Annotated in this window: 14 protein-coding genes; 12 read left to right on the top strand and 2 right to left on the bottom strand. The window is 56.8% G+C overall.

What is annotated here, in order from left to right; genetic code table 11:
- The first annotated feature begins 261 nt into the window (after positions 1-261).
- The 4 genes from NR187_RS22420 (at position 262) to NR187_RS22410 (ending at position 2,894) form a co-directional block, all read left to right on the top strand.
- On the top strand, positions 262-1,263 hold the full coding sequence (locus tag NR187_RS22420; RefSeq protein ID WP_256807647.1) for a proline racemase family protein: 1,002 nt from the start codon (positions 262-264) through the stop codon (positions 1,261-1,263).
- A gap of 44 nt (positions 1,264-1,307) precedes the next feature.
- Positions 1,308-1,460 (top strand): cupin domain-containing protein, encoded by a 153-nt coding sequence (locus NR187_RS35000; RefSeq protein WP_372703272.1) that lies wholly within the window; start codon positions 1,308-1,310, stop codon positions 1,458-1,460.
- Between the two features lie 714 nt (positions 1,461-2,174).
- Complete coding sequence (locus tag NR187_RS22415; RefSeq protein ID WP_256807646.1) at positions 2,175-2,555, top strand: hypothetical protein; 381 nt, start codon at positions 2,175-2,177, stop codon at positions 2,553-2,555.
- Between the two features lie 78 nt (positions 2,556-2,633).
- On the top strand, positions 2,634-2,894 hold the full coding sequence (locus NR187_RS22410; RefSeq protein ID WP_256807645.1) for a helix-turn-helix domain-containing protein: 261 nt from the start codon (positions 2,634-2,636) through the stop codon (positions 2,892-2,894).
- A gap of 7 nt (positions 2,895-2,901) precedes the next feature.
- Here NR187_RS22410 and NR187_RS22405 read toward each other — a convergent pair whose 3' ends face one another.
- Positions 2,902-3,153, bottom strand: a complete 252-nt coding sequence (locus tag NR187_RS22405; protein WP_256807644.1) for a helix-turn-helix transcriptional regulator — start codon at positions 3,151-3,153, stop codon at positions 2,902-2,904.
- A gap of 325 nt (positions 3,154-3,478) precedes the next feature.
- Here NR187_RS22405 and NR187_RS22400 point away from each other — a divergent pair, with 325 nt between their 5' ends.
- From NR187_RS22400 to NR187_RS22385, 4 genes are all read left to right on the top strand, one after another.
- Complete coding sequence (locus NR187_RS22400) at positions 3,479-3,949, top strand: hypothetical protein (protein ID WP_256807643.1); 471 nt, start codon at positions 3,479-3,481, stop codon at positions 3,947-3,949.
- Between the two features lie 27 nt (positions 3,950-3,976).
- Positions 3,977-4,351 carry a hypothetical protein gene (locus NR187_RS22395; RefSeq protein ID WP_256807642.1) on the top strand — a complete coding sequence of 125 codons (375 nt, stop codon included), beginning with the start codon at positions 3,977-3,979 and terminating at the stop codon, positions 4,349-4,351.
- A complete protein-coding gene (locus tag NR187_RS22390) occupies positions 4,348-4,917 on the top strand; it encodes a hypothetical protein (protein ID WP_256807640.1) in 570 nt (189 codons plus the stop codon). The genes NR187_RS22395 and NR187_RS22390 overlap by 4 nt, the downstream gene beginning before the upstream one ends.
- 612 nt (positions 4,918-5,529) lie before the next feature.
- Complete coding sequence (locus tag NR187_RS22385) at positions 5,530-7,704, top strand: AAA family ATPase (RefSeq protein ID WP_256807638.1); 2,175 nt, start codon at positions 5,530-5,532, stop codon at positions 7,702-7,704.
- A 472-nt stretch (positions 7,705-8,176) separates the two neighbouring features.
- Here the strand turns inward: NR187_RS22385 and NR187_RS22380 are convergent, their stop codons facing one another.
- The gene (locus tag NR187_RS22380) at positions 8,177-9,088 is read right to left on the bottom strand and encodes a hypothetical protein (protein WP_256807637.1); all 912 of its coding nucleotides are present in this window, start codon (positions 9,086-9,088) and stop codon (positions 8,177-8,179) included.
- 123 nt (positions 9,089-9,211) lie between these two features.
- On the opposite strand from NR187_RS22380, the gene NR187_RS22375 reads away from it, so the two are divergent.
- The 4 genes from NR187_RS22375 (at position 9,212) to NR187_RS22360 (ending at position 12,825) form a co-directional block, all read left to right on the top strand.
- Positions 9,212-9,433, top strand: coding sequence for a hypothetical protein (locus tag NR187_RS22375; RefSeq protein WP_256807636.1), 222 nt, complete (start codon positions 9,212-9,214; stop codon positions 9,431-9,433).
- A 14-nt stretch (positions 9,434-9,447) separates the two neighbouring features.
- A complete protein-coding gene (locus tag NR187_RS22370; protein ID WP_256807635.1) occupies positions 9,448-10,956 on the top strand; it encodes a hypothetical protein in 1,509 nt (502 codons plus the stop codon).
- Between the two features lie 59 nt (positions 10,957-11,015).
- Positions 11,016-11,507: a hypothetical protein gene (locus tag NR187_RS22365; protein ID WP_256807633.1), complete on the top strand. Its 492-nt coding sequence runs from the start codon at positions 11,016-11,018 to the stop codon at positions 11,505-11,507.
- Positions 11,508-11,595: 88 nt separating this feature from the next.
- Positions 11,596-12,825 carry a hypothetical protein gene (locus NR187_RS22360; protein ID WP_256807630.1) on the top strand — a complete coding sequence of 410 codons (1,230 nt, stop codon included), beginning with the start codon at positions 11,596-11,598 and terminating at the stop codon, positions 12,823-12,825.
- Positions 12,826-13,247 lie beyond the last annotated feature (422 nt).

Below are 13,247 nucleotides of genomic sequence, written 5' to 3'. Positions count from 1 at the left end.
TAGCCACCTGGATCGGTGGGGTGGGCCGATAGTGTGCCTCTTCGGACAAGAGAGAATCCCACGGGGCAGGCCGAGCGTGGAAAGGGCACTTTCGCTAGAGCGAAGGCAAAGGCGCGCGAGCTTGGCCAGGTTTCTCTTTCATTCCTTTTGGTTGAATCACTTTCAAAAAGCGTTCCCTTGTGCAATTTCGGCGTGGTTTCTAATGTCCACCAATGCGCTCCCACGCTGAACGCTTAATCGATAGACCCTGGAGAAGTCGCAATGAATGCACCGGTGCTCATTCGGACTGTCGACACGCATGCGGAGGGGATGCCGCTGCGCGTCATCGTCGAGGGGTTGCCGCCCATTCGTGGCAACTCGATGCACGAACGGCTGGCGTGGGCCAGGACGAATCTGGAGTGGGTACGAGATCTACTCGTCAACGAACCCAGGGGCCACGGGCCCATGATGTTCGCTATCCTCACGCCACCCGTGCTCCCTGACTCCGATTGGGGTGTGATCTACATGAGCGGGGGCGGCTTCTGGCCGATGTGTGGGCACGGAACAATTGGCCTTGTCACGATGCTTGTCGAGCGTGGACTGGTTCGGGTCAAAGAGCCGGTTACCGAAGTTCGACTAGATACGGCTGCCGGCTTGATTGTCACAAGCGTCCGGGTGGAGTCTCGAAAGGCTGTCAACGTGACTTTCACGAACGTGCCCTCCTACGTTCTTGCGCCAAATGCTCGTATCGAGGTGCCCGGTTTTGACAAAATTGTGGTCGATGTGGCGTACGGCGGGAACGTGTACGCGATGATTGATGTCAAGCAACTAGGGTTGCGGGTTCGTCAGGAGGATCTTCACACGCTTGTTGACCTAGGACTGGAAGTCGTCAAAGCAACGCGCGAGCAAGTTCGATACAGGCAGCCGGCAGGAATTGATCTCGGGCGGCTTAGCTCGTCGCTCTTTACAGAAGAGCCGGAACAAGGCGCACCGGCGCGCAACTTCATGGTCAAGGAGCCGCGCTATTTTGACCGCTCTCCTTGCGGTACGGGCACCTCAGTGCGAATGGCCTTGGCTCACTCCCGTGGTGAAATCGGACTGAACCAACCGCTCGTCTGCGAGTCGATGTTCGGCACACGCTTTGAAGGGCGGTTGGTCAGCCGCACTGATGTCGACGGCATTCCCGCGGTCGTCCCACAGATCACGGGGCGCGCCTGGATCATCGGTGGGGCTGAATTCACGCTAGACCCGTCGGATACATTTCCAAGGGGATTGAAGTATTGATCGGCATCGAGGTCTAAAAGGAGACGTCTCTGGGCCACTTGTAACTGGCGGATGCCAGTAGCTGCAAGATTACCCTTCATGCCGGCGCTGCTAAGCCCTTCAAAAGTGGAGACACTTTCGTGTGTGAACCCGGCCTCCAGGGGACGTGGGAAGTTGCGTCTCCTCTGAGGAAGGCATTCGTCGTACGCGGGATTTAGCTGCTGCCTCGAACGTGTTCGTCTTGTTCCGACGACGTCGTTTCTAATGTGAAACCAGTGCGGTAGTGCAACGACATGATCGTGCGACGAATGCCCAGTTTCGGCCAGATAAGCCCAGTGGTGCGACCAGTAAGTCATTGATAGTACTCAACCCGTAGCTGACTCTTAATCAGCAGATCTTCGGCTTTTCATCAGTGTGAGCAGGTCAGAAGCTGACCACCGATTGACCACCGAAACCCCGTGAACAAACGGCGATAAAAGTGGTCAATCGCGAGCAAACTTCATTGCTTTTATTGATCTTTTCGTTTGCTACTTGCGTTCGGGACGCAGGGGCCGCAGGTGCGAGAAAATGCACCCGGCCAATTTACATCCCCGCTGTATCCTATTGATCTATAAAGGATCACGGAGGGTGCATTTTACACGTAAGGTTCTGAATTCACTGATAAAAGAGTAGACTCTTAATCAGCGGGTCCCAGGTTCGAGCCCTTGGTGCGCCCATCAAATCTCCCCGCAATCAATGGTTTGTAGGATCTGTGGAGCAACATCGGTTGCGACCGCGGTCGTGGGTTACACGTGGGTCACGAGAAACGGTGATCGTCAATCTTTGAGATCTCTCCACAGCTTCGAAACACCGTTTCTGCGACCGGCAAGGATTCGCGCTCGGGCCGCCCCGGAAGGACTCTCCGTGCGATGCCCAAGGCGGCAAGACGGCCTATGAAAGCGGCGATCTTGAAGGAATTTGGCACTCCGCTCGAAATCACTGCACAGGAACCTGTGCAGGGCACCGGCGAGGTTATTGTGGACGTGATAGTGGCGCCGGTCTTTTCCTATACGGGCGAAGTGTTTGAGAAAGCGGTAATGGGACGTCCAGAGGGATTTGCTGGCAACGATGCCGTGAAGACCCGCGACGGAGGTGTAGTGGTACAAAATCATGCGGTTTGGGTGACTTTCGCGATGAAGTTCAGACGTGTCGTAGCGCTTGAATCTAGGACCCGGCCGCTGGCCCTTCAGGGCCGAGCCCGGCTTCCGTGCCGCCCAGCGCGGATCGAAATGAGGTGGAAAATGGTGAACAGGACACGCCAAAGCGTATTTTAAGCGCGCTGTGGCTGCGGGCAATGATGCGATATGATATGTCATATAGACTGACCGTCGCAGGTTCCGGACCGTGCGGGAATGGCTCGGTCAGGATTCGATGAGCGATTTCCAACGCGAAATTCGCAAATTGCAAAATTGCTCGCTCGCAACGTCCTTCGGTTGCGGAAGGATAGGGGCTGGTCGCAAGACGAACTGGCGGCGAGGTTGGGTATTGAGCAGATGGCCGTCAGCCTGATTGAAAACGCACGCTCGAACCCAACACTTGAAACGTTGGAGGCCATCGCAGCATGTTTCGGCGTTCGGTTTGTCGAGTTGTTTGAGACGCGATCTTCCAAATAGCTCTCGTTTAAAAGACGCGAATTCCCTTTGCGATCACCCCGTCGAAGAGAAAGCAGACGCCAGCGCCTTCAAAGGCCGTTCGAAGTTTTCCAAGCGTGACGGGGTAGGGGAGTGATTTCTCCTGCTCGAAACGAACAATCGTCTTCTCGGAGACCGCGGCTCTCTCGGCCAGTTCTCGCTTACTCCAGTTGAGCCAGGCCCGCGCCGCGCGAGCCTGAGCGGGAGTGAGCAGATTGTTAACCATCAGTTTGCTTGGCACGAGACGGCTTTCAGGTCTTATGGTACATTTTGGTCATCTTTCATCGTGCCTCTCGTAGAGGACCTGTAAGCTAGGCCGGCCGGTGCGGTCGGCCAGCCTTCTTCAAGCGCATGCTAATCCTTGAACGGGATTTAGTCGCGACAGGATCGAAGGATTCATATCAGACGAAATGACCAGCGTCGCTTCAGAAAGCGACGAAGAAGCACGTAGCGTCGCGTCTTGCCTTCTTTGAACCAGACCAGTCCGTGGCTACCGATATCGCTCACCCGCGAAGCCTTTGCTTGCGTGTGTTCATATGAGATATCATATAAAAGGAGTTTTGTCGATGCGCTGCAAGGACTCAAATACCGCTGAGAGATATAGTCGCGGGTACCGATCGAGCGGCCAGCTCAATCTCGTGGAGCGCGCTCGCAAAGACGTCCCCGTCGAGATCCATTTTCCGCATCCGCTCACTTGGTGGAGAACCCGACGGCCGGACCAATTCAAGCAAGTCGACATCTACATCGCTCGCTACGTTCTTTCCAAATCCGCGATCATCGGCGAAGCCCATTGGCATCTTGGCGCTGCGGGCAATCCTGCGGTCGCGATAAACGTTGCTCGTCGTGCCAATAAACGTCGCGGAGCATCCCTGGTTTCCTTGGATGTTGCCATGACTGCCGTTCTTTGTGTTGCGCTTGAGGGCAACATTCAGGCCAAACTATTTCTCGCGGCCATTCTCAGTCAGCGTTCGACATTCGACCAAGTAGCGGTCGACTTATCTGATCGTTGGTTGGATTTCATTGCGCCGTGGGCGTGAAGAGCCGAGCCGCTCAAGGATCCGGCGGTGAACAAAAACGCTCGAGTTGTGCTGAGCCATTGGACTGATCTGATGGACTACATAAACTACATCACCAGCAACACGTGGCGGAATAATCCGGTCAGGCTTCGTGAGCTCGAGGCGGCTGGTTTTCAATGTCGTCTCTGCCCCAATTCGGTCGCAAGCGGGCACGTGCTGGAAGCGCATCACAGGACCTACAGCCGTATCGGTTGCGAGACAGATGGTGATCTTACTGCGCTTTGTCGCGACTGCCACAAGGGTGTCACGTCGATGTTGCGCGCACGTCGTTACGCCGAACTCAGCCCAGCTCGAGTTCAAGACTACTTCAAGTTCGAAACCTCTGCACTTTTCGATCCATCAATACCAGGAGCGGAACAATGAGCGTAGATCGTATAGCGCTGCGTCTTGTGGGTGTCGGGCCGATGCTCATGCATAGCAGCATCTTAGCCGATCCGCTGCACCCAACTGTGAAGGCGATCTCGGCGATCACCTCCAAGAGGGCCAAAACTGATGCCGATCACAAAAGAATTGCCGAACTTGAGTGGCACGGATCCCTTTGGTTGTTCAATGGCAGGCCTTGTCTCCCTCCGCACACCCTGAAGCGCGTTTTCGTCGACGGCGCAAAACAGCGCAGAAAAGGTCCGGTTGCGAAGGCTGGCTTTCGACCTGACGGACCCGCAATCCTGAGCTACGACGGCCCAGCGTCCGTGTCTGAACTCTGGGCGGATCAAAAGTTTCAGCACCGGGAGATCGTGCGCGTCCACGACGCGCTTACACCTCGTACCCGTCCTTGCTTTTCCGGATGGAGTGCAGAGGTCCGGGCCACCTATCTTCCCTCGATGTTGAACCGTGCCGAGGTCGTCGAGTATTTCAGAATCGCCGGCCCATACGGACTCGGTGACCATAGGCCGGAATTTGGACGCTTCCTGGTCGAAGACGTCACCTAAGCAAATGACCCGTCTGGTGGTTTGCCACCAGACGCAGGGCGGGGCGTGGCCCGGCGAGCCATGGCACGGCCCGGCTTTGTAAGCCAGGAGCCGAGTTCCCTAAAATCAATGAGGCTATAGCGCGCTGGTCGGCGCGAACGGTGAGGTATTGAAAATGCAATCCAGAGTCCCTCCAGAACACCGGAACGCAGAAGACGACCGAACAGAGTACAGGGTGCTATCGTACTGGCGAACTCGGCCAGCTCATTCATTCGATGCCTGCAGACGCGCGGAAATTGAGAGCTGGCTCGGTTCACTGTCGTCCACCTCTCCGGAATGGCGCGCCGCAATCGGGGGTGATGCGGCCGCAGCAATCCGAATAGCCTTGCATCTTTGGTCGTCTCCGTCTGTCTGCCGCCTGGTGGACACCGTGATGACCATTCTGCTCGCTTGCGCGTTCGACAATGCCGCGGCGGGAAGCGTCCTCTCGGCTACCTTGAGAAGGTCCTCGCTTGCGCATGGCAAGCGGACGCTTCTGGCCGCGTCTTGGTCGCTGCACCATTCAAGGCTTGCACGGATGAGCGCCAGCGGATCGCGCCTGCCTCTGGCGCCCAAAGCTCGGCGGAGGGCGTCATGAACCAACCGAACCTGATGGGTCCGCTTGAAACAGTCATCTATCGGCGGCTTTGGCGCTCATCTAGGCGTTTCCGGAGCGACCTAGCGGCCTCGAAAGCTGCAGCGGAAGATTCGATAAAGCCGATCGACCCGGATCTGAACGATCATCAGACCGATCGATGGGTGCCGCTGCGAGAAGCTACCCAGAGAGGCGGTTCAGCGGCACGAGGCGTCTGGCCAGCATTTTGCGTGCCACCTGACGAGGTAGCGGCATCGTTACTGTTCGCTCGCATTTTTGACGAACATCCTGAGCTGCTGCGCTCTATTCACGAGGCATCGCCGATTATCCTGATCGATGTGGCCGACCGCGGAATGCTCGACCAGTTGAAGCACGTTTGGGGCCGCATCCTGTTCCCCGAGAGCGATCGGCGCAAGATTGTCCACGCACAGACTGCGCGCTCACAGCTAGATGTGGTCGAGTTGTTTGTGAAGGAATTACCAAGAGCAACGGACAAAGATCAGAACGCGAACATCGCGCTCAACGCCATCCGCGCAGCACGGCCACTCATTGCAATGTCCCCCATGGCTCGGAGCCATTTGCCGGAGGTCCTAGGCCGCGCGGCCACCGCCAAGATCGAATTTCCCAAGCTCGATGCGGAGACGATCGTACGTGTGATTCGAGTTGTGACCGGGAAGCTGGTCCGTGAGCCCGTCGATGCCAACCTCGCCGAACGGATCACCTTGGACGATCTAGTGATCGCGGTGCGGTTCGATCGAGCGGCGGCGCAATGTATCGCCGAGCTCAAGCGCTTAAGTGCCGGAAAGGAAAGCATGCGCGCATCGCGCGACCTGACGCTCGCGGATCTGCACGGCCTTGGTGAAGCACGCGCTTGGGCCCAAGGTGCAATCGCCGATATCAAGGCGTGGAAAGAGGGACGCATTCCTTGGTCTCAGGTCTCGTCGGGAATTGCCCTCACTGGCCCGAGCGGCTGCGGCAAGACCACACTTGCGTCTGTGTTCTGCCATGAGGCAGGGCTGCACTTGGTCTCAGCGACACTGGCCAAATGGCAAAGCTCAGGTGAGGCGCACCTCGGTCATTTGCTCCGTTGCATGCGGCAAGACTTCGAGGAGGCTCGCGCAAATATTCCATCATGCATCTTTATCGATGAGATTGATTCTTTTCCCGAGCGCGCCGGAGTCACACACAGGTGGCGTGACTATGTGGTTGAGGTGGTTAATGCATTACTCGCAGAGGTTGATGGTATTAAAGGGCGAGACGGCGTCTTTGTCATCGGTGCCAGCAACGAGATTGGTCGGTGTGAGCCGGCGTTGCTGCGTGCGGGCCGTTTGGAGAAGGTTGTCAGCATTCGTCGGCCCGGCCCGACTGAACTCGAGCAGATGTTCAGGGTTCGACTTCAAAATGACCTACAAGAAGAAGACGTGTCCTCCATTGCAGAGGCAGCTATCGGCATGGTGGGCGCTGACGTGGAGCGCGTGGTCAAGGACGCTCGCCGCGCCGCCCGTCAGGATGGAGGCAGAGCGCTCAGAATTTGTGACCTGCGCAAGGCACTAGCGGGAGAAGATCAATTGCCGCTCGAGGAGCGCTGGAGGGTTTGCGTCCACGAGGCCGCTCACCTTATCGCGGACATTATCCATTTTGGGCCCCAAGATATTTTTGCAAGTGCCGTGCGGGTTGGATCACGTGGCGGTATGACATGGCGTGCCCGGCCTGCGCCAGTTGCGGGTATTCTGGACGATTATAGGAAGCATCTGCAGGTCCGTTTGGCCGGAATGTTAGGGGAGGAACTGCTGCTCGGCGCTGCTTCTCACGCCGCCGGCGGGGAGCGAGGATCCGATCTCGAGCATGCGACCTCACTCGCCGCAGCCGTGGTCGGTTCGCTCGGGCTGGTCGGGGAAGACCACATCACCTACTTCGGTGCGCGTGACGATACTCAAGCGTTGTTGTTGTTTGCGGAAGTACGTCACGCGGTTGCTCGCGAACTCGCGGCAGCATCTGCCGCGACTAGACTATTGCTCGAACTCAGACGTCCCGCAATTGAGATTATCGCGCGGCGCCTTTTGACGCGTGGTCGCGTGAGTGGTGACGAGGCCGCGGAAGTATTGTTCAAGCTCTCCCGATCACTGGAGGAGAACGTAGATGTGCATTCAGGCTCGAATGCGGGCAAGAGTTAAACTAGCGTCCTACTCGCGCGATCATTGGTCATGAAATGAGAAAGCGAACCCACGAGAGAAATGCGGTTGCATCTACGCCGCGTATCGTTAGTCGGCCAGATCCTGCTGAATGGGAGGATAACGAATTGATGAGCTTGCGGGAAGCGGCATCACTCTTCTGGCCAGATGGACCATTGGGTGTAGCTTCACTTCGGACCGCACACCGCAATGGTCAACTCGCGGTCGCAGAGATCGCAGGGAAGTTTCTGACCACAAAGCGCTCGATCGAAGAAATGACAAACCGTAGTCTTCGTGTGCTCTGCTCTGATTATAAACCACGATCGGAGATCAAGCCGGCGGCACCGAAGCCACGTACGCCGCTGCGTGCTCGAATTGAAGCAATTGTCACGAGGCAGGCCAACGAATCATCGGAGAAATCTTGATGCTGAGCGAGCGCTGCGACAAGGACCGGGAGGACACGTCTTCAGTGTGCTCATCCTGGACGTCTAGTTGCTGCGAATTTGCGCTTAAGGGCCTCATATCGATTTACGAGGTTGGGTGTTGGATCGCCGCTCGGTTCGCGAGCGACAGTAACCCTCCCGTCTCGGTCGACGGTCAACACACCGATCCAGTCGTACTGTAACCACTTTAGGAGGTCGATCGAACGACCGACGATGTCCTCAGAAGCTACCGGAGCGAAGGCGAGATAGAATTTTTGGAAGAACGGAGCAATCGTAAGCGGCCGCGAAATCGAATTGGCCAGGTAATCGCGGTTCTGGCGGATATCGGGCGTCAGCAGATCAACGCCTGCCACGATCGATCCGTCCGCGCCGATGACTTCAAGGCCCTTTATGCCGAAGTACAATAAACGAACTCTGAGCTGCGCTTTGGCGCCGCTACCCCAAATTAGCTCCGCCGATGCCGACAGAGCGCTTTCCATGAGGTCGCGCTTCAAGCTCTTTGCCTGTTGCATCACTAGCCTTGATCTCTCGCCTGGAGAACCGATGGACGGAGCATCAGCCAGACGTTCACGCAATGTTACAAGCGTCACGCGACGTTCCGCGAGATCTTTAAGGGACTGTAGGCCTTGTTCGGGAGCGCGCTCAAAGAGGCGGATCGCAACTTCCTGCGCATTGAAGACAGGCGAGAGGAGGTTTTCGACTTTTAGTGCGGCGACAGCAGCAGCGTCGCGTGTTCGTCGCAGCACAGAAATGTAGCGCTTTAGAATTTGAATAGAGAGGCCCGACGCCCGCCTAGAAGCTGCCAATAGTTCGGCTTCTTCGTCCTGATCGTCAGCCGCATCAAGAGCCGAGATGAGAAATTTGGCGTGAACGTACCAAGGAGCGCGTGACGTACGCGCTTCCAGGATTGCGTTCTCAAGCGCGTGGAGCCGTTCAGGAGTCATTAACCCTATCCTTCGCCGTTCAATGACTAGTGTCAATACTAACTGCTATAAAGCGCCAGAGTGTGCGACCAGCACTGACACTGCCCTCCAATCTGGAGGGCGCAGGTAAATAGGAGATTAACGATGAGTAAGAGTCTTTCCACCGACGAGATCATGGGATTGCTCAAAGCAGCCGATCCCAACACACGCCGCTTCCTCTCTCTTTATTTGTCGACGACTACGAGGGGCAAAACCTTGCGTGCGGCTCACACCACACGGATCGCCGGCTGGCGCACTCCTATGGGGCATCGTATGAGCTCGGGGCTCCGCTTTTTCTCGATGTGTCGCCGCATCAGCGATTCCTGAGGAGAACGGTGCTCATGTCGCGATCCTCCAAACTTACGCAGCAGATTCAGCGGGTCCTTCGCGAGAAAGGTGAAGTGTTGGGGGCCACCGGGCCCACGCTTGAAGGTTTGATTGCTGCTCGCAAGCGCAATGAAGAAAATGGCAAAAGCTCTAAGGCTGGTCGAAAGTTTTTGGGGCCCAGGCTCATTATCAAGTCAGGCGCGATCAAGATCAAATACGACGGTGATAGAATCAAGACGACCGGCGTGGTGTTGCAGCCTGGGATGATTGCGGCAGACGCCGAACTCGCTGCAGACGTCGCCCTGGATGATTTTAAGCAAGATCGCGCTGCTCGCGATCGGGACGAGATTTCCTGCGAGGACGTCGATCTGCGAACGATCAACATGAAATGGATCAACGACCACGCCTCTAAGGCGTCGCCCATACTAAGCCGGACACGCCGGCTGTGGGCGGATCAGCTTGAGGCAGGCTTTCCCGCGAGCAGGTTGGGCGATGTGCTCTGGGATTCGGGCAACGTGTACATCAATAAGCTCCTGGAAGGCGTTACCGACGAAGGTAAGCGCAAAACGTTGCACAACAGCGCGGTCGAAAAGCTTCATATGCAACTGACCGCCATCGAGTACTACTACAACAAACTGACGTACGCTCCGGACCGGAGAAAGTCGTACGAGATCCCGACGCGGTTTAAGCGCAAATCCGAGATATTCCTGACCTACGACCAATTGATGGATCTCTTGAAGGCGGCCGAGGGATGGAGGCGCGATGAGAGGACGCGTGAGTGGATCTGGGACCCCGACCCAAATCTCTTCGTCGTCCGTCGATACATCCTGATCTACTTCTATAGCGGAACGCGCGACAAGACCATTCTGCCGTTGAAGTGGGGTATGGATCTCGAGGGCGGCTCGATCAACGCAGCAGAGGGGATCATCTACCGCAAGGCAAACGGCACGACCAGCACACACAAGCGGGCTACGCCAGCCTATCTCTTGGGCGACCTCAAAGAAGAAGTCAAAAAGTGGGAGCGCGAGGACATGGAGAAAGGCTGGATTCATGCACTTCACGATACGACCGGTGGCGAAATTACGCGCATGAAGTCGCGGTTCGACGAAGTGAAGTGCAGGGCAGGGCTCCCGTGGACTCGAGCGCATGATCTGAAGCATACCGGCGTTACGTTTCTGACTCATGCGGGACTGGACATCCGCGTGTTGGCGACGACCATGTCGACCCTGCCGACAACGCTGGAGAAGGAGTACGAGCACCTTCAGTTCATCTGGATGAAACCCAAAACGACGACCTCGGTCGACCTCGATCTTTCTTTGGCGGCGCTCGAAAAGACGTCGCCGAAGAGCAGTGAGAAGTGGATGGAAAACACGAACCGCGCGATCGCGGCTAGGATCGCCCTGGCCGAGGCGACGAAAGCCAAGCGGGCGTCCGAGAAATCGGCGCGAAGTGAAAGCCCGATCGGGAAGAGCCAGTCCCACTCATCATCGTTTGCTGTGACGGAGCTCGGATCAGAAGCATGAGCCGGTCCTCAGCCGATAGAAGTGGTTCCCTCGTCCTGCAGGTGCAGGATGTTCTAGCTATGATGCAGCCATCCTTTTGGCACTCGTCGGATGACATGAGTGCATTTCGCTTTTGCGCCGTGACTGCTCTTGTTGCAAGCTGTCACATTTTGCCGGGCCATGCCCGGAGCATTCGTTTGGTGAACTGGAGACCCGGCGACCAGGACGTGGTGCGCATCTGGCGCCATCACCAATGGCAGACAGTGTATCTTACGCCGCAGGTGGTGTTTGTCGTGAGCCGCTACATCAGGGAGCGTAATCGGATTGCTCGGGAAAAAGGATGGCAGAGCGAGTTTCTGTTCGTCAGTAAGAGTGGAGCTCAGTGTCACCACAATGATATTGGCCACGGCTTCAAGCGGCTCCGGAAGAGACTAGGTTGCCGGGCGACGATTCCGCGATTGCTGAAGAATTTCTGCGTTCGCCAACTGGCTAAGGGTGACGACGAGGTCGCTTCAAGACGGTATCGCGGAATCGGAAAGCCGCTCGGAGACAACCATAACTTTTCTCCCTGAAATTCCAAAAGAACGGATTAAACGATTAGTGAAGGCCACGAATCCTTTCAAGATGCTTGATCGGCAGATACACGACGAGGCCGCGGCCATGAAGTGGCTGGCAGGCAAGGATTTCGTTGTGCCACTGCAGATAACCATCAAGGCGCAGACCATGCCCGTGACGGAGCCGCTCGTAGCCAAGTTGCTTGCGGTCCAATGGCCGAGAGCGAAGCATGATTGCCGTATCCTGAGATCCCAGATTTGGGATGAACATGGCGACGAAATTCGTGCACTCATGCAGAAACGTGTATTAAGCGCTCCGCTCTTGGCGCGTCTGCTGCAGACGAGAGAGCGTGCTGTCAGAGCATATATCCATTTTCACTACGTCGCCGAACATAAGGCGCCAATCAGGTTGTACAAGCCCAAGCCGACGAAGGTACAGCCCACGGCGGTGGACCGCGCGACGATCAAGACGATCGAACGAACAGACTTGCCGTCTGACCCGGCCGAGCGATCTCGCGTTATTTTCAATCGTGTCGATAGCCATATTGAGCACATCGAAGACATGATTGCCCGGAAGGTCCTCGCGCCGCGGAAGGCAGCCGATTTGCTGAATGTGGCCCGCGAAGATTTGAGGCTCGTGAGAGTCGGCCGGCGGTATGGACTATCTGCCGATCAGCTTCTCGGGCGGACGACTGTGTCGGTGCCGGACGATTGGTGGTTCAAGGTTAGGGAAGCTCACGCAGAGTGGCCAACCGATACAGGAATCGAGCTCTTCTGCAGAGTGGTCGCAGCAGGATTTCCCGGCGCTCGCAAGACCTTCTCTATGTACATTTGGAAACACCTGCGCGCCAAGGCTCCTTCGGCCGAACTGACCGAGAGAGATCGCGATATCATTAACGCTCTTTCGAACATCACTTGGTCGACCGACACGGAGACCTTGCGGGTTCAGCGTCTTGTGATGGTTCGCAGGTACTTCTTGGATGTGGACGCGATGGTGCAAGCCGACAAGATCAACGCCAGTCGAGCCTCAAGTCTGCTTCATGTAACTTACCAAAGGTTTCGATATTTAAGCCTTGCGCTTGCTGCCGGATTGACGGTGGACGCCGCAACCGCAGCCGCGAGGCCGGTATCAGCCGGAATCTGGGCTATTGTGGAGCGCGAGCATAAAAGAACGCCCGATGAAGCCGATCTGCCCTTCTTTGTCAGAATGAAGGTAAGCCACGGGTACGTAGGGGGAGAGAAGGCGCTCCGGACGTTCCGCATCAATCTCCGACTGCGGGCGAGCCGCCCGCTTGCGATTGCAAGCGAAGAAGTGCGAGGGGCCTCGATTTGGTGATGGGTTCCAAGGGCGTGAGCCATCGCGGGAGTCAACCGAAGCCCGCGGCGGCCGGCCTTAGCGTGGTGTCCCGCCGGTGATCTGCATACAGAAGCCCGCCTCTGATGGAGAGCCGACCAGCTTAGGTGGCGACTGCCAACACTGGAAATCGGCACGTGAAAATCAGATCGTTCGTTGCGACGAAGAGTTTTAGTCCAGCGACAAGATGGCAACGACGCGACCTTTTAGAAGGTTGAGCTGCCGGATCGCCAACTATCCAATGTATATTTTACGCGCGTCTTTGCGACCCGCGGTAATACCGATCGCCCATGCAGCGAGCAATGTAGGGGCCAGCGTGTTGCCTCATCGGCGCCGCGCTCGTCAAAGCGTAAGCGCTGTTCAGCGGCCACCTACCGGATGATGGGGTGATCTGCGAGTCTGCG

Origin of the sequence: Bradyrhizobium sp. Bra64 (genome assembly GCF_024519875.1) — a bacterium.
Classification (GTDB): Bacteria; Pseudomonadota; Alphaproteobacteria; order Rhizobiales; family Xanthobacteraceae; genus Bradyrhizobium; species Bradyrhizobium japonicum_G.
The sequence above is the reverse complement of the archived record's forward strand: the minus strand, read 5'-3'. Positions and strand labels throughout refer to the sequence as shown.